Genomic DNA, 14109 nt, shown 5'->3' with positions numbered 1-14109 from the left:
GGGAAATGACAAACAACAATCAAATAGGTGAAAATAAGGAACAAACTATTTTTGATCATAAAGGAAATACGATTATGACAGAAGATAGAGAAATACACATTATTTCAAAATTCGAAGAACCTCTTATTGTCGTATTAGCAAATGTACTAAGTGATGAAGAGTGTGATGAATTGATTGAAATGTCTAAAAATAAAATGGAGCGTTCTAAAATTGGTTCATCACGTGATGTAAATGATATTCGAACAAGTAGCGGTGCATTTTTGGAAGACAATGAACTTACTTCAAAGATTGAAAAACGAATTTCATCTATCATGAATGTTCCGGTGGCGCACGGAGAAGGATTGCACATTTTAAATTATGAAGTGGATCAACAATATAAAGCACACTATGATTATTTTGCGGAACATAGTAGATCAGCTGCTAACAATCGTATTAGTACGCTTGTAATGTATTTAAATGATGTAGAAGAAGGCGGAGAAACGTACTTCCCAAAATTAAATCTTTCTGTACACCCTAGAAAGGGAATGGCAGTATACTTTGAGTATTTTTATCAAGATCAATCATTAAACGAGCTTACGTTACACGGAGGGGCACCTGTAACGAAAGGCGAGAAATGGATTGCAACGCAGTGGGTGAGAAGAGGCACTTATAAGTAAAAGCGAGTGTTACGTTTTGTTCTTCATAGTATAAGAACAAAACGTTTTTTTATTAAACAAAGTAGCATCTTTCGTTATAATAACAATTAATAAATGACGATTGAGAGGACAAGAAATGAAATCTATATACATAACCGGCTACATGGGAGCAGGGAAAACAACAATTGGAAAAGCGTTAAGTAAAGAACTTCAAATGGATGTTGTAGATACTGATCAAAAAATCGAAGAGAAGCAAGAGAAGGCAATTCGAAAAATTTTTGCCGAAGAAGGCGAAATGGCTTTTCGGGAATATGAAAGCGAAATGTTACGTGCGCTACCAGTCCATAATGTTATTATTACAACTGGTGGGGGAATTATTGAACGAGCGGAAAATCGCAAGTGGATGAAAGAGAGCGGAACTGTCGTGTATTTATATTGTGATCCGCATGTAATTGCAGAAAGGCTTCGTGAAGATACGACACGTCCACTATTTCAAAAGAAAGATATAGATGCATTCGTAAAGAAATTTGAATCACGCCGAGCTTATTATGAAGAGGCTCATATTCATATCGATACGACAAATAAGTCTGTAAAGCAAATTATGAATGAATTAAAGGAAAAGATTAATGTATAAAAAAGTGGACATACTAATCAAGTAGAGGTGATGATAATATGTCTACTAATGATTATGTTCGCTTTGTGACGCAGCAGTTTGTGTCGTATATGGATGCTCCAAAAGAAAATCGAAAACAAAAGAAAGAACAACGCCGTGCTGAAAAAGAGCCATTTATGAATAAGTGGTTTGGTGTTATGCCGCTGAGTGCTGCTTTGTTTTACCGAAATGTAAAAAGTAAAAGAAAAAAATCAAGTTAAATTTTAGTCATATGTTTAGCAAACCAAAAATCCCCTAGTGTCGTATTACACTAGGGGATTTTTATTTACTGCACGGATTCTTGTTCTTCCGTAACGGCATGTATTTTATTATTTACCCAAACAAATCCAATTCCGATACAAATGGAAATGCCCCATCCAACAGCGGTCATAATCGCTCTCATTTCACCATAGCCATCTACACCGAAAACAGAGATGAAATAAATTTTTAAGAAGCTTTTTAATATGAATTGTAGACCGAAAAATAGCGTTAAATATTGTAGTGCTGGATAAATACGACTATCACGATACAGTTCACGACTTTTATCACGGTCATGGCCTTGCAGTGCGGCAATATCCGCAGCGAAATATAACATAAGTGGTTTCTTTATAAAAATTGTACATATGACGATAATACCGAGTACGATGTGATAATATGCATCATTCCACAACATTCGTTCAGCTGACCCAGATAATAAATCTACCGTGGTATTAGAAATGAGTGTAATTAAAATAAAGAACCCTGTCACGTTAAACTGTTTTTCTTTTTTAAAGGTATACAGTGTATAAATAATCCCCGGAACAGAGGAAAGTAACATCGCGTAATAAGGATCGATATAAGGTTTTGCAAATTTCCAAATGAGGAATGGGATTACGAGATAAAAGACAAGATCTAATATAGCTTTTTTATTTTGATTCATACAAAGCCTCCTTAAGTCATACATATATTTTATAATATAATTTCTGAAAATTGTATAAGGTTTAATGGGAAAAGAAAAAATATATCAATTTTCGAGGGGGGAGTAGATTGAAAAAAATTGCCCCTAGCGTAGTAAGTTTTTTTAGTATATAATAAAGGAAACGCTTTCATTTTTAATTTGTTCACAAAATGGACGGAAAATCACATATTTACTATCGATATGTTGCTTTATAATGAAACTAATTAAATATACATGCATACAATATTGTGAAATAAATAACATAAATAATCTATATAAATGTAAACGTTATCAAAAGAGAGAGGTGGAGACAATGAGTAAATTTTTCTTCAATCATAATCCAGCAACAGTAGAGGATGGAAGGCTTGTTAAATATGCTGAAATTATTTATGGAGAAGGTGGCCGTTCTGTATTAGAAAATTTAATGGTGAAGGCATCTATCAGATTGCGTGATCGTTATCCGAATAAATCTGACGAGCAGATCTCGAACCTAGTAAATAAAGGCATCCATGATATGTTTCAAAAATATGTGAGCGAGTAAGAGTGGCCAATGGCTGCTCTTATTTTTTTGTATAAGGATTGTAACTCTAGCTGAAAATAAACATGTATTCTGAAAAACGTAAAAAGGAGTGGGAAAGATGAGCAATGGAATTGGACGTTCGAAAGAAAATCTTCCAACTGATGCAAATCATGTGAGCGCGAAGGATCGTGCGTATCAAAAACGCATGGCAAAGCAAAAACAACAAGAGCGTAATGAGGATAGAGAATAACTCGAAATAAAGCTCCTTCTAAAGCAGAAGGAGCTTTATTTTGATAGAAAATGATTCGCGGTAACATAAAAGAGTCCACCGTTAATAATTTGCACTGTAATACGTGGTTCATACTGTTCTTGCAGAGCTTGTTTTTCAATTTCATAGCTCTCAGGAAGTTCGTCACTTTCTTCATAAAAACGGTTTAAAAGGTCTAAATCATGATTCCAACGCACTCTTGCTTCTTTTGCCCACGTATGGTCATCTTCTGCAATTATATTTTTTAAAGCGTCTTCTATGCGTTGTAAACCACTTTGAGGTTTAATGATGGGCGAGAGCGTAAAACAAAAATCAGGTATTTTTGGTGTAAGTTTAATGTTTGTTAATGTTTCATGAAAGTTTGCCATCATTGTTCCAGAAATGAGATGAATACCAATCGAGTGAAGGATGTCTTTTTTTCGATCACATTGATAGGAAACTTTTATATTAATACCGAGCCAAGGGTGGAGCGGTGTATGTGTTGCTCCATTATGTCTTACATCCTCATATAAACGTATGTATGAGCCTAATTCTTTTGTCGTTTGGAAAATTTGATGTAGACGTGGTGAACCGTAGTGAATAAGCTCACCATCATTTTCTTCATTTTCTGGATTTGTAATAAGAGTAAGGCGCATCGGATTCGGTACGCCTCCTGTTTTCTCAAGATAGTGCCAATAAAAAGGGCGATTCATTAATAATTTATCCATCTCAATTGTTAACTGTACATCTAATAAATGAGGAGAACGTTCTAAAATTTCACAGTTATTCGCCTCAAAGAAATTGTATAAGTAATTATGAATTTCATGTTGCTGCATAGCCTTGCACCTCAGCTTCATTTCGTTTCGCAAAGTCGATAATAGATGTTAAGTTTTCCATCTTAATTCTAATTTCACCTTCGCTTTTTGATTGCGCGAAAATTTCTTGAATGTGCGCGTCGATGTTTTTCATATTAATTCTCGTTAAAATTTCATCGAGTTCACCGATAACACGCTCGAATAAGTTGATTTTTTCATATAACAGTTTCAGAATATGTTCTTCAACAGTATGCTTTGTAGCTAAGTTATAAATATGAACATCATTTTTTTGACCGAGACGGTGAATACGTCCGATTCTTTGCTCAAGACGCATTGGATTCCATGGCAAATCATAATTGATCATATGGCTACAAAACTGTAAGTTAATCCCTTCACCACCAGCTTCAGTTGCAATTAATACTTGTGCGTGGTTTTGGAAAAGCTCCTTCATCCAATCTTTCTTCCCGCGTTTAAACCCGCCGCGGAATGGAACGGAAGAAATACCGTGTTGTTGTAAAAACCATTGTAAGTACATTTGTGACGCTCGATATTCTGTGAAGATAACGACTTTATCGTCAATTTCTTTTATAAGCTCAAGAGCTTTATTTGCTTTTGAGTTGAAAGGAATATGATTAATTTTGTCCATTAGCACATCGATATGTGGATCTTTTATATAATGTTCGTTTTCTTTCTGTCTTTTTTCTACATGCTTTTTCAATGAATAGTAAACAGCCTCACGACTACTACACGCTTCCCGTTTTAAAGTTAACGATGAGAAAGCAGATGTGAAGGCGTCTTGTCCTCGCCAATTTTCGATATCATTATATAGAGCTTGTTCTTGTTCATTAAACTCAACAAAAATTGTACGTACATGTCTCTTCGGCCAATCGATACCGGTATTATGTCGTCTATTTCGCACCATTACTTTATTAATGAGAGCTTTTAAGTCTTCATCTGATTCGGCTGAGCGATTTTTGGAAGCGTAATATTCTTCAAAGTTGGATTGATTGCCTAAATGTCCTGGTTTTAATAAAGAAACAAGGTTAAAAATTTCATCAATCTTATTTTGAACAGGAGTAGCGGTTAGTAATAAACAAAACTTCTTTTTTAATCGTTGTGCAAATTCATAGTTTTTTGTTTTATTATTTTTCAGTTTATGTGCTTCATCGATAATAATAAGGTCATATTCCAAGTTCAACACGATATCGCGATGTGGTGAACGTTTCGCAGTATCAATTGATGATACGATTACGTCAGCTTGTTCCCATGAGTAGCTTTTCTTTTGTGCTACAGCGGGAATGAAAAACTTTGTATTCAGTTCGTATGCCCATTGTGATACGAGAGAAGCTGGGACAAGTATAAGTACCTTTTTCACAAGCCCGCGGACCATGTATTCTTTCAAAATAAGTCCAGCTTCGATTGTTTTTCCAAGGCCTACTTCATCTGCTAGAATCGCTTTACCGTTCATTTGTTCAATCACATTTTGAGCGACTTCTAATTGATGCGGAAGCGGTGTGAAATGGGATAAATGTTTCGGTGCTTGTAGTCCATCAAAAGTAGGAACAAGTAACGATTTTTCTGTTTCATAAGCTAAGTGATATAAATCCCAGTTTGTCCAAGGACCATCTTCGTCAATTCTATTTAAAAAATTGTTTTGCCATGTCCGATCTACGGAAATATCGACATTCATTACAACTCTCCCACCTTTTATAAACTAAAGTAATTATTTTTTAATGTATGATGATTTGCCTTAAAAGAAGGCATAATTATCGTTATTAAAGGCTATATGATAGACAATAATAAAGTATTAAATCTCAAAAGCTGTATTTATTGTGTTTTAACATAAAAAATTCTAAATTATTTTTTATGCTAGAATATTGATGAAATATAGCGAATGATGTTAGGATAATGGTGTGAAATGTGTGGAATCTTTCGTATTTTATCCAAGAAAGTGATTTTTTATTTACGCTTTCATAAAAAAATATAATGAGATTCCGTATATCCTATCTTTTCAGAATGAAAATGTTTAGAAAAGGGAAGCAACTTTTATTGATTTGTCAAAGCATAAGGGGGAGAGAGCATGATTACATTACAACGTACACCGTTATTTGATGTATACGCGAAGTATGGTGGAAAAACAATCGACTTCGGTGGTTGGGAATTACCAGTTCAATTTTCAAGCATTAAAGAAGAACACGAAGCTGTACGTACAGCTGCAGGTTTGTTCGATGTGTCTCATATGGGAGAAGTTGAAGTAAAAGGTGTAGATAGTTTAGCATTTTTACAACGTGTTGTTACAAATGACGTATCTACCTTAAAGGTAGGGGGCGCACAATATACAGCTATGTGCTACGAAAATGGTGGTACAGTAGATGATTTATTAATCTACAAACGTGGTGAAGAAGACTATTTATTAGTAATCAATGCATCAAATATCGAGAAAGATTACGAATGGTTAGCAAGTCATGTAATTGGCGATGCGACAGTAGTCAATGTTTCTAGTGAAGTTGCACAGCTTGCAATTCAAGGACCAAAAGCAGAAGGCATTTTACAAAAAGTTGTGTCAGAAGATTTGAAAGAAATTAAGTTCTTTAAATTTAAAAACGATATTCTTGTAGATGGAATTCCAGCACTTGTATCTCGTACAGGTTACACAGGTGAAGATGGATTCGAAATTTACTGTAAGAGTGAAGATGCTGCAAAACTTTGGGAGAAACTTCTTGAAGTTGGAGCAGAAGAGGGCTTAAAAGCATGTGGTTTAGGTGCTCGTGATACACTTCGATTCGAAGCAACATTACCACTTTATGGACAAGAATTATCAAAAGATATTACACCGATTGAGGCTGGAATTGGCTTTGCGGTAAAAACAAATAAAGAAGCAGACTTCTTTGGAAAAGCAACGTTAAAAGAGCAAAAAGAAAACGGTGCGCCTCGTAAATTAGTCGGCATCGAAGTAATCGAACGTGGAATTCCTCGTACGCATTACCCTGTATTTATTGGTGAAGAAAAAATTGGGGAAGTAACGAGTGGTACACAATCTCCAACGTTAAAGAAAAGCATTGGTTTAGCACTAATTGATGTAAAATACGCAGCAGTTGATACAGAAGTAGAAATTGAAATTCGTAATAAACGCGTCAAAGCAGTAGTTGTTCCAACACCATTTTACAAACGTTCAAAGTAACGGGGAGAGGGGTAGATTTCATGTTGCATCGTTATCTTCCAATGACAGAAGAAGACAAAAAAGAAATGTTACAAACGATCGGCGTTCAAACGATCGATGAATTATTCTCTGATATTCCAGAGAGTGTTCGTTTTAAAGGGGATTTAAAAATTAAAGAAGCAAAATCAGAGCCAGAGCTTTTAAAAGAGCTATCTCAAATGGCTAGTAAAAATGCTAACTTAAAAGAATACGCTTCTTTCTTAGGAGCAGGCGTATACGATCATTATGCTCCAGTAATTGTAGATCATGTTATTTCTCGCTCAGAATTTTATACAGCTTACACACCATACCAACCGGAAATTTCACAAGGGGAATTACAAGCAATCTTTGAATTCCAAACAATGATTTGTGAATTAACAGGAATGGATGTAGCAAACTCTTCTATGTATGACGGGGGTACAGCTTTAGCTGAAGCGGCAATGTTAGCAGCTGGTCATACTCGCAAAAAGAAAATTCTTGTATCTAGCGCGGTTCATCCAGAATCAAGAGCAGTACTTGAAACGTATGCAAAAGGACAAAATCTTGAAGTTGTTGAAATTAATCATAAAGATGGTGTAACAGATTTAGACGTATTACAAAGTGAAGTAGATGATACAGTTGCTTGTGTAATCGTTCAATATCCAAACTTCTTCGGACAAGTTGAAAAATTAGCTGATATTGAAAAAATCGTTCATCAACAAAAATCATTATTTATCGTTTCTTCAAATCCATTATCATTAGGCGCATTAACACCACCAGGGAAATTTGGTGCTGATATTGTAATCGGTGATGCACAACCATTCGGTATTCCAACGCAGTTTGGTGGACCGCACTGTGGTTACTTTGCAACAACGAAAGCATTTATGCGTAAAATTCCAGGACGTCTTGTTGGACAAACTGTAGACTCAGATGGTAAACGTGGATTTGTATTAACGTTACAAGCACGTGAACAGCATATTCGTCGTGATAAAGCGACATCTAACATTTGTTCAAACCAAGCGTTAAATGCATTAGCAGCTTCTGTTGCAATGACGGCACTTGGCAAACAAGGTGTGAAAGAAATGGCACGTCAAAACATTTCTAAAGCACAATATGCAAAACGTCAATTTGAAGCGAAAGGCTTCACTGTAACATTTGCTGGACCATTCTTCAATGAGTTTGTTGTAGATTGCAAGCGTCCAGTGAAAGAAGTAAACGATGCATTATTACAAAAGAATATTATCGGCGGTTACGACCTAGGCCGTGATTATAAAGAGCATGAAAACCATATGCTTGTAGCAGTAACTGAGCTTCGTACAAAAGAGGAAATTGACACACTTGTAAACGAAATGGGGGCTATCCAATGAAGAACCAAGACCAAGCACTTATCTTTGAAGTGAGTAAAGCAGGACGCATAGGATATAGCTTACCCAAATTAGATGTAGAAGAAGTGAAACTAGAAGATGTGTTTGAGAGCGATTATATTCGAGTAGAAGATGCAGAGCTACCAGAAGTATCTGAACTTGATATTATGCGCCACTATACAGCACTTTCAAACCGTAACCACGGTGTGGATTCTGGATTCTATCCACTTGGATCTTGTACGATGAAATATAATCCGAAAATTAATGAGAGTGTAGCTCGTTTCGCAGGATTTGCAAATATTCATCCGTTGCAAGATGAAAAGACAGTACAAGGTGCAATGGAATTAATGTACGACTTACAAGAGCATTTAATTGAAATTACAGGTATGGATACTGTTACTTTACAACCAGCAGCTGGTGCACACGGAGAATGGACAGGTTTAATGTTAATTCGTGCATACCATGAAGCGAATGGTGACTTTAACCGTACGAAAGTAATTGTGCCTGACTCTGCTCACGGAACGAACCCAGCATCTGCAACTGTAGCTGGTTTTGAAACAATTACAGTAAAATCAAATGAAAATGGCCTTGTTGACTTAGAAGACTTAAAACGTGTTGTAAACGAAGAAACAGCAGCACTTATGTTAACAAATCCTAATACATTAGGTCTATTCGAAGAAAATATTTTAGAAATGGCAGAAATCGTCCATAATGCAGGCGGTAAATTATACTATGATGGTGCAAACTTAAATGCGGTATTAAGCCAAGCACGCCCAGGAGATATGGGATTTGACGTTGTGCATTTAAACCTTCATAAAACATTTACAGGTCCTCACGGCGGTGGTGGCCCAGGTTCTGGTCCAGTAGGTGTGAAAGCTGATTTAATTCCGTACTTACCAAAACCGATTTTAGAGAAAACGGAAAATGGTTATCACTTCAACTACGACCGTCCAGAAGCAATTGGTCGTGTGAAACCATTCTATGGTAACTTCGGAATTAACGTTCGTGCATACACGTATATTCGCTCTATGGGTCCAGATGGCTTGCGTGCAGTAACGGAGTATGCGGTATTAAATGCGAACTATATGATGAGAAGATTAGCGCCATTCTACGATCTTCCATTCGATAGACATTGTAAACATGAATTTGTATTATCAGGTCGTCGTCAAAAGAAACTTGGTGTACGTACATTAGATATTGCAAAACGTCTGCTTGATTTCGGTTATCATCCACCAACAATTTACTTCCCATTAAATGTGGAAGAATGTATTATGATTGAGCCGACAGAAACAGAATCAAAAGAAACATTAGATGGTTTCATTGATAAGATGATTCAAATCGCTAAAGAAGTAGAAGAAAATCCAGAAGTTGTACAAGAAGCACCGCATACGACAGTCATTAAACGTTTAGACGAAACGATGGCTGCACGTAAACCAGTTTTACGTTATGCGAAGCCAGCTCCTGTACAAGTTTGATTAAAATAACAAAGGAAGAACTCGCTGAGGCGGGTTCTTTTTTTGTATGGATAATTTGTCCCGCATTAACGGACAGTAAACTCTCAACTCAAAACTTAGCTGGTGCAAAGAAGACAGGTGGGAGATAAACTGTCCGTAAATGCCCGATTGGTTCAACTAATAATCAGTGGGGATGAACAAAAATCCCCACTGATTAAAGTTTCACTTTATGCAGAAATAGTGAAGAAAATGTTAAAAAAATATGTTTTTTGTTTCCTAATGGTGTAAAGGTGTAGTTTTATAGGTAGTTTTGTTGAAAAAGTCGGTTTGATAAAAGTATTTATTTTTGTTAGAATTTTATTGAAATTAAGAAGATGTGATGAGGCAAAGATTACTCATTTTTATGTATATGTGAAAAAACGAACAAGACGGGGGTGAAATTTTGGGATATCGATGTTATAGAATGGTATACCATTTAGAAAATGGAGAAACAATTAAAGATGTAAAAGAATTTTGCTATCGAGACCAAGGAAAAGTGTTAGAAAGAGTAGCAAATCGTGTAATGGATAATAGAGAAGTGACGGCGATTGATAAACAAGGAACAATCATTTCAATAGCATGTGAGGACATTGTAAAGGTGGAACTTGATTACATAACAGAAAGTTAACCTTGAGTCATATCGAATTATTCGATAAAATAAACTGTTGAATGGTGAAGTGAGAAGAGAGGAGTTTATCATGGGTAGTACAAGACACTTTTATATGTTTATCTTAGCGTTTGTTCTTGTTGTGGCATTAACGATTTACTTAATCGTTGACAGCAGCTGGTACAACACAGTTCATCCGGCATTCCTTCTGTTTATGTATATAGGAATTGCAGTAGTAAGTTTCGGAATGAGAGACGAGATGTTAGATCGCTTTGAAAAGTGATACATATACGAAAGACCAACAGGAAAATGTTGGTCTTTTTTTCTTGGGGAAATTTCAAAAAGGCACCTTCTTCAATAACGACAATACGAGAGCAGTAGTTTATAAAAAGAAACGCTATTTGGCACATCTTTCGGAGTATGTAATATAAAGCTGAAAACGATGATGAGAATAAGAAATAGGAAAAATAAAAATAGGATTTGCTTATGTATAGAATTTTGCATATTATCCACTCCTTTTTTTGGGTAGTATGTCCAAAAGAAAGGAATGTATGAAAAAAATTGGAGGGGGAACAATGGGGAAACGAAAATTGTTATTTGAAATAGGAGTATTATTTTTGTCAATAGGTCTTTTGTTATCAAATTTTTATTCAGACATACCATCACCGTTTCCTAATTTGCATAAAGGAATTGGTATAAGTATTGTTATAATTGGTCTGTTTTGTCTTATCACATCTAACTTCTACAGAAAGTCTGAATGAATATAAAAAGGACAGTTACTCTTTTTCAGAAGTACTGTCCTTTTTAAATAACTTATTCCATAGTTTGGCGATACTCCATATAATGACGATTGCAATGGAGGCGATAATGGACCAAACAATCGATATAATTTCAAGTGTCATGTTAGGAAGGAATGTGAGAATGGATAATACTTTATGAAACAATGATTCTATTATATGAAAACTTATTTGTAATAGAATGACGATACAAAGTGTGATCCATGCTAATATTTTCTTTCCTTGTTCTTTCCACATGACATTCACCTCACGTTAGCTTAATAGTTTTAAGCCAACAGCGCCGCATAAAATGCAGCTTAAGAAAGCAAGACGACGCCAATCCGCTGATTCTCGGAAAATGAGAATGCCTAGAAGTGCACTTCCAGCAGTTCCGATTCCAGTCCAAATTGCGTAAGCAGTTCCCATCGGTAATGTGTTCATCGCAAGAGATAAGAAGAAGAAGCTTACGCCGAAGTTAGCGATTAAAATAACTTTTGGTGCCCAGCCTTTCTTTTCAGTGGCTACTTTCATAAAGAGTACACCAATAATTTCACAAATACCAGCTAGAATTAAAAATACCCAAGCCATTTTATGCGGCCTCCTTCGCTTCTTTTTCTTCTGTTACTCGTTTTAAACCAATTACTCCGAAGAAGATTAAACCGATTAATAAAACTTTTACGATAGAGAAAGGTTCTCCGAAGATGAAAATCTCTGTAAGAACGATTCCACCAGCTCCGATTCCTGTAAAGACTGCGTATACAGTGCCGACAGGTAAATCTTTATAAGCTCTAAATAATAAGACGAAACTAATTGTAATTAATAGAGCAACACCAGCCCATTCAAGTGGTGCCTCTGCTTTTTTTAGTCCAATCACCCAAAAGATTTCAATAATACCAGCGATGATTACATAAATCCATGCCATATGTCATTTCTCCTTCCTACCAGTCGTTAGGTAAAGGGCTTAAAAACGACGCATTGCAAAGGGCAATCCGTCAGTTTGAAAGTCCGCGCCAAAATACTTTCCAAGAAGCGTCTAAACGTGTCTCAAAACGATTTAAACCTGCGTATAATAGTTCAACCATAAGACCGTCGAGTAAGCATAGAAAAGCCTCTAAGGCGTCTTTTACTTCAATGTTATGCAGCTCATCTTGTTCGCTTGCTCTTTTAAATACAGGGAATAAAAGTTTTCCGACGTTTTCAATGTGTACATTTGCTTTATTAATAATTTGTTCGCGAAATGCATCAGGCGGAAAATAAGAAGTTCGTAACCAAAACATTGATTCTTCACTTTCACCAAATCGTTTTGCATACCCTTTTAATAATTTTAAAAGCAATTCTTCAGTGGACGAATTGGAAAAGCTTTCGATATCGCCTGTGAAGCTCTGCAAATCTTTTTGAAGAGCAGATTCTAAGCATATGAAATATAGCTCTTCTTTTCCTTTAAAGTGTGCGTAAATCGATGGTTTTTTAATCCCAACTTCTTGAGCAATATTTGCCAATGAAGTTCCTTCATAGCCGTAGCGTGCGAAATGAGAAAGTGCTACAGCTTTAATGCGGTTTGCTGTCATTTTCATCCCCTACCTACCGTTCGTTAGGTTCATTATATGAGATGAAAAATATAATGTCAATAGGTGAAGAGCTGAAAAAGAGCGTTATAGGTAACGCTCTTTTTAGACAGTCTCTCGCTCAATTAAATGGAATGAAAGTTCTTTTGCACTGCCGACAATGTGCTCGCTTTGGATCTGCTTATGGAATAAAGAAAAAGCATGTGAGCCCATTGCGAGACCGGGATGTTCAATTGTGGAAATTTCTAATGCCTTTGAAATTTCATGATTATCAAATCCAAGGATAGCAAGGTCTTCAGGTACTCGAATACCATGTTTTCGAGCCTCTGTTAATAAACCAGCTGCAACTTGATCGTTCGCTGTGAAAATAGCAGTTGGACGATTTTTCATATTTAAAATACGATGGAGTATTTGTGCTCCGTCCTGCATTGTATAGCATTGGTGGAAAATCCATTCAGGATGCAACGTTTTCCCTTCGTTACGAAGTGTATCGGCGAACGCTTTTTCGCGCTCCATGGAATTTACACTTGTTTTTCTTGCTAAACAAATTCCGATTTTTTCATGGCCTCTACTTAGTAAATAGGCAGTACCGAGACGGAAACCTTCATAATGATCTACGTAGATGGATGAAATGAGGGGATGCTTCATTTTTTCACATGAAATAATAGGGGCAAATTTTGCAAAAGGTTCGATTTGTTCCCAAGAGCTCGTTCGGGAGCAAATAATCATCCCATCAAATTGTTTCATTTTCATCATTTCAAGAACACGAATTTCTTCAATGCTATCGTAATTCGTTTGACATAAATTAATGTGATATCCGGCAGCTAACGCTTCGTTTCCGATTCCTTCAATAATCGTACTGAAGTAGGGGAGGTTAATGAAAGGAAGCATAACGCCAATTGTATATGTTTTCCCTCTTATTAAATGGACAGCATTTATATTTTTTGCGTAGTTTAATTCTTCAACAGCATCTAGAACACGCTTACGCTTTTCTTCTTTTACGTAAGGGTGATTATTCAGGACACGAGAAACAGTTGATATCGATACACCAGCAGTTTTAGCAATTTGTTTTATATTGGCCATATGTATCACCTCTTTCCCTTATTATAAAGGGAAAATAATAAGAAAGAAAAAATCTTGACCTGAAAAGCTTTTCACAAACTATGGTATTAATAAGACTTCTTTTTATTCGCGTAACCTTTTCACTTGGGCGTAAGAATGATAGGGGTCTTTTTTGTTTGCAAAAAGTGTTGTCAAAATGTGTGAGAATAACGTGGAAAGTTTTCAAAGGTGGAGTTTGGTGACAAAGCGAATATGAAG

At 35.9% G+C, this 14109-nt stretch carries 20 protein-coding genes; 11 read left to right on the top strand and 9 right to left on the bottom strand.

The genetic code is table 11. The features are described 5' to 3' along the window. Positions 1–5 precede the first annotated feature (5 nt). The 3 genes from HMPREF2590_RS07025 to HMPREF2590_RS07015 all read left to right on the top strand — a co-directional run bounded on the left by HMPREF2590_RS07025 (position 6) and on the right by HMPREF2590_RS07015 (position 1508). Positions 6–656: a 2OG-Fe(II) oxygenase gene (locus tag HMPREF2590_RS07025; protein WP_000183860.1), complete on the top strand. Its 651-nt coding sequence runs from the start codon at positions 6–8 to the stop codon at positions 654–656. 115 nt (positions 657–771) lie between these two features. Further along, the gene (locus tag HMPREF2590_RS07020; RefSeq protein ID WP_000836651.1) at positions 772–1269 is read left to right on the top strand and encodes a shikimate kinase; all 498 of its coding nucleotides are present in this window, start codon (positions 772–774) and stop codon (positions 1267–1269) included. Between the two features lie 38 nt (positions 1270–1307). Further along, positions 1308–1508 (top strand): YqzE family protein, encoded by a 201-nt coding sequence (locus HMPREF2590_RS07015; protein WP_000106087.1) that lies wholly within the window; start codon positions 1308–1310, stop codon positions 1506–1508. A 65-nt stretch (positions 1509–1573) separates the two neighbouring features. Here the strand turns inward: HMPREF2590_RS07015 and HMPREF2590_RS07010 are convergent, their stop codons facing one another. Next, positions 1574–2206, bottom strand: coding sequence for a VC0807 family protein (locus HMPREF2590_RS07010; RefSeq protein ID WP_001073111.1), 633 nt, complete (start codon positions 2204–2206; stop codon positions 1574–1576). A 141-nt stretch (positions 2207–2347) separates the two neighbouring features. Next, entirely contained in the window at positions 2348–2464 is a 117-nt protein-coding gene (locus tag HMPREF2590_RS28610) for a hypothetical protein (RefSeq protein ID WP_001987222.1), read from the bottom strand. Between the two features lie 73 nt (positions 2465–2537). Between HMPREF2590_RS28610 and HMPREF2590_RS07005 the strand changes: the two genes are divergently transcribed. Together HMPREF2590_RS07005 and HMPREF2590_RS30645 are read left to right on the top strand one after the other, a co-directional pair. Further along, complete coding sequence (locus HMPREF2590_RS07005) at positions 2538–2765, top strand: hypothetical protein (protein ID WP_000032702.1); 228 nt, start codon at positions 2538–2540, stop codon at positions 2763–2765. Positions 2766–2862: 97 nt separating this feature from the next. Continuing rightward, positions 2863–2994 (top strand): hypothetical protein, encoded by a 132-nt coding sequence (locus tag HMPREF2590_RS30645; RefSeq protein ID WP_000064668.1) that lies wholly within the window; start codon positions 2863–2865, stop codon positions 2992–2994. Between the two features lie 35 nt (positions 2995–3029). Here HMPREF2590_RS30645 and HMPREF2590_RS06995 read toward each other — a convergent pair whose 3' ends face one another. Together HMPREF2590_RS06995 and HMPREF2590_RS06990 are read right to left on the bottom strand one after the other, a co-directional pair. Continuing rightward, positions 3030–3827: a YqhG family protein gene (locus HMPREF2590_RS06995; RefSeq protein ID WP_001183964.1), complete on the bottom strand. Its 798-nt coding sequence runs from the start codon at positions 3825–3827 to the stop codon at positions 3030–3032. After that, positions 3814–5496: a DEAD/DEAH box helicase gene (locus HMPREF2590_RS06990; RefSeq protein ID WP_001100037.1), complete on the bottom strand. Its 1683-nt coding sequence runs from the start codon at positions 5494–5496 to the stop codon at positions 3814–3816. The genes HMPREF2590_RS06995 and HMPREF2590_RS06990 overlap by 14 nt, the downstream gene beginning before the upstream one ends. 390 nt (positions 5497–5886) lie before the next feature. Between HMPREF2590_RS06990 and gcvT the strand changes: the two genes are divergently transcribed. The 6 genes from gcvT to HMPREF2590_RS06955 all read left to right on the top strand — a co-directional run bounded on the left by gcvT (position 5887) and on the right by HMPREF2590_RS06955 (position 11209). Next, positions 5887–6987: a glycine cleavage system aminomethyltransferase GcvT gene (gene gcvT / locus HMPREF2590_RS06985; protein WP_000631769.1), complete on the top strand. Its 1101-nt coding sequence runs from the start codon at positions 5887–5889 to the stop codon at positions 6985–6987. Positions 6988–7007: 20 nt separating this feature from the next. Then, on the top strand, positions 7008–8351 hold the full coding sequence (gcvPA, locus tag HMPREF2590_RS06980) for an aminomethyl-transferring glycine dehydrogenase subunit 1 (RefSeq protein WP_000903240.1): 1344 nt from the start codon (positions 7008–7010) through the stop codon (positions 8349–8351). Then, positions 8348–9823 (top strand): aminomethyl-transferring glycine dehydrogenase subunit 2, encoded by a 1476-nt coding sequence (gene gcvPB / locus HMPREF2590_RS06975; RefSeq protein ID WP_000795687.1) that lies wholly within the window; start codon positions 8348–8350, stop codon positions 9821–9823. The genes gcvPA and gcvPB overlap by 4 nt, the downstream gene beginning before the upstream one ends. A 442-nt stretch (positions 9824–10265) precedes the next feature. Continuing rightward, positions 10266–10469, top strand: a complete 204-nt coding sequence (locus HMPREF2590_RS06970) for a DUF3929 family protein (protein ID WP_000262496.1) — start codon at positions 10266–10268, stop codon at positions 10467–10469. Positions 10470–10539: 70 nt separating this feature from the next. Continuing rightward, positions 10540–10731 (top strand): hypothetical protein, encoded by a 192-nt coding sequence (locus HMPREF2590_RS06965; protein ID WP_000535933.1) that lies wholly within the window; start codon positions 10540–10542, stop codon positions 10729–10731. Between the two features lie 292 nt (positions 10732–11023). Beyond that, the gene (locus HMPREF2590_RS06955; RefSeq protein WP_000518066.1) at positions 11024–11209 is read left to right on the top strand and encodes a hypothetical protein; all 186 of its coding nucleotides are present in this window, start codon (positions 11024–11026) and stop codon (positions 11207–11209) included. Between the two features lie 15 nt (positions 11210–11224). Here the strand turns inward: HMPREF2590_RS06955 and HMPREF2590_RS06950 are convergent, their stop codons facing one another. The 5 genes from HMPREF2590_RS06950 to HMPREF2590_RS06930 all read right to left on the bottom strand — a co-directional run bounded on the left by HMPREF2590_RS06950 (position 11225) and on the right by HMPREF2590_RS06930 (position 13872). After that, positions 11225–11482: a DUF3975 family protein gene (locus HMPREF2590_RS06950; RefSeq protein WP_000265427.1), complete on the bottom strand. Its 258-nt coding sequence runs from the start codon at positions 11480–11482 to the stop codon at positions 11225–11227. A 15-nt stretch (positions 11483–11497) separates the two neighbouring features. Next, positions 11498–11812, bottom strand: a complete 315-nt coding sequence (locus HMPREF2590_RS06945) for a DMT family transporter (protein ID WP_000312623.1) — start codon at positions 11810–11812, stop codon at positions 11498–11500. A 1-nt stretch (position 11813) separates the two neighbouring features. Next, the gene (locus tag HMPREF2590_RS06940; protein ID WP_000312339.1) at positions 11814–12146 is read right to left on the bottom strand and encodes a DMT family transporter; all 333 of its coding nucleotides are present in this window, start codon (positions 12144–12146) and stop codon (positions 11814–11816) included. A 70-nt stretch (positions 12147–12216) separates the two neighbouring features. Then, positions 12217–12798: a TetR/AcrR family transcriptional regulator gene (locus HMPREF2590_RS06935; RefSeq protein ID WP_002005730.1), complete on the bottom strand. Its 582-nt coding sequence runs from the start codon at positions 12796–12798 to the stop codon at positions 12217–12219. Positions 12799–12894: 96 nt separating this feature from the next. Continuing rightward, positions 12895–13872: a LacI family DNA-binding transcriptional regulator gene (locus HMPREF2590_RS06930; RefSeq protein ID WP_001273981.1), complete on the bottom strand. Its 978-nt coding sequence runs from the start codon at positions 13870–13872 to the stop codon at positions 12895–12897. Positions 13873–14109 lie beyond the last annotated feature (237 nt).

The sequence above is a fragment of the Bacillus sp. HMSC036E02 genome (genome assembly GCF_001836235.1).
Taxonomy (GTDB): Bacteria; Bacillota; Bacilli; order Bacillales; family Bacillaceae_G; genus Bacillus_A; species Bacillus_A cereus.
The sequence above is the reverse complement of the archived record's forward strand: the minus strand, read 5'-3'. Positions and strand labels throughout refer to the sequence as shown.

Bases quoted from the DNA above. Each gene is read 5' to 3' on its own strand.
- HMPREF2590_RS06930 (WP_001273981.1), bottom strand. From the start codon at position 13,872: ATGGCCAATATAAAACAAATTGCTAAAACTGCTGGTGTATCGATATCA.
- HMPREF2590_RS06965 (WP_000535933.1), top strand. From the start codon at position 10,540: ATGGGTAGTACAAGACACTTTTATATGTTTATCTTAGCGTTTGTTCTT.
- gcvPB (WP_000795687.1), top strand. From the start codon at position 8,348: ATGAAGAACCAAGACCAAGCACTTATCTTTGAAGTGAGTAAAGCAGGA.
- HMPREF2590_RS06995 (WP_001183964.1), bottom strand. From the start codon at position 3,827: ATGCAGCAACATGAAATTCATAATTACTTATACAATTTCTTTGAGGCG.
- HMPREF2590_RS07020 (WP_000836651.1), top strand. From the start codon at position 772: ATGAAATCTATATACATAACCGGCTACATGGGAGCAGGGAAAACAACA.
- gcvT (WP_000631769.1), top strand. From the start codon at position 5,887: ATGATTACATTACAACGTACACCGTTATTTGATGTATACGCGAAGTAT.
- HMPREF2590_RS30645 (WP_000064668.1), top strand. From the start codon at position 2,863: ATGAGCAATGGAATTGGACGTTCGAAAGAAAATCTTCCAACTGATGCA.
- HMPREF2590_RS06935 (WP_002005730.1), bottom strand. From the start codon at position 12,798: ATGAAAATGACAGCAAACCGCATTAAAGCTGTAGCACTTTCTCATTTC.
- HMPREF2590_RS06945 (WP_000312623.1), bottom strand. From the start codon at position 11,812: ATGGCTTGGGTATTTTTAATTCTAGCTGGTATTTGTGAAATTATTGGT.
- HMPREF2590_RS07025 (WP_000183860.1), top strand. From the start codon at position 6: ATGACAAACAACAATCAAATAGGTGAAAATAAGGAACAAACTATTTTT.
- HMPREF2590_RS06950 (WP_000265427.1), bottom strand. From the start codon at position 11,482: ATGTGGAAAGAACAAGGAAAGAAAATATTAGCATGGATCACACTTTGT.
- HMPREF2590_RS07005 (WP_000032702.1), top strand. From the start codon at position 2,538: ATGAGTAAATTTTTCTTCAATCATAATCCAGCAACAGTAGAGGATGGA.
- HMPREF2590_RS06940 (WP_000312339.1), bottom strand. From the start codon at position 12,146: ATGGCATGGATTTATGTAATCATCGCTGGTATTATTGAAATCTTTTGG.
- HMPREF2590_RS06990 (WP_001100037.1), bottom strand. From the start codon at position 5,496: ATGAATGTCGATATTTCCGTAGATCGGACATGGCAAAACAATTTTTTA.
- HMPREF2590_RS06955 (WP_000518066.1), top strand. From the start codon at position 11,024: ATGGGGAAACGAAAATTGTTATTTGAAATAGGAGTATTATTTTTGTCA.
- HMPREF2590_RS28610 (WP_001987222.1), bottom strand. From the start codon at position 2,464: ATGCATGTATATTTAATTAGTTTCATTATAAAGCAACATATCGATAGT.
- HMPREF2590_RS07015 (WP_000106087.1), top strand. From the start codon at position 1,308: ATGTCTACTAATGATTATGTTCGCTTTGTGACGCAGCAGTTTGTGTCG.
- HMPREF2590_RS06970 (WP_000262496.1), top strand. From the start codon at position 10,266: ATGGTATACCATTTAGAAAATGGAGAAACAATTAAAGATGTAAAAGAA.
- gcvPA (WP_000903240.1), top strand. From the start codon at position 7,008: ATGTTGCATCGTTATCTTCCAATGACAGAAGAAGACAAAAAAGAAATG.
- HMPREF2590_RS07010 (WP_001073111.1), bottom strand. From the start codon at position 2,206: ATGAATCAAAATAAAAAAGCTATATTAGATCTTGTCTTTTATCTCGTA.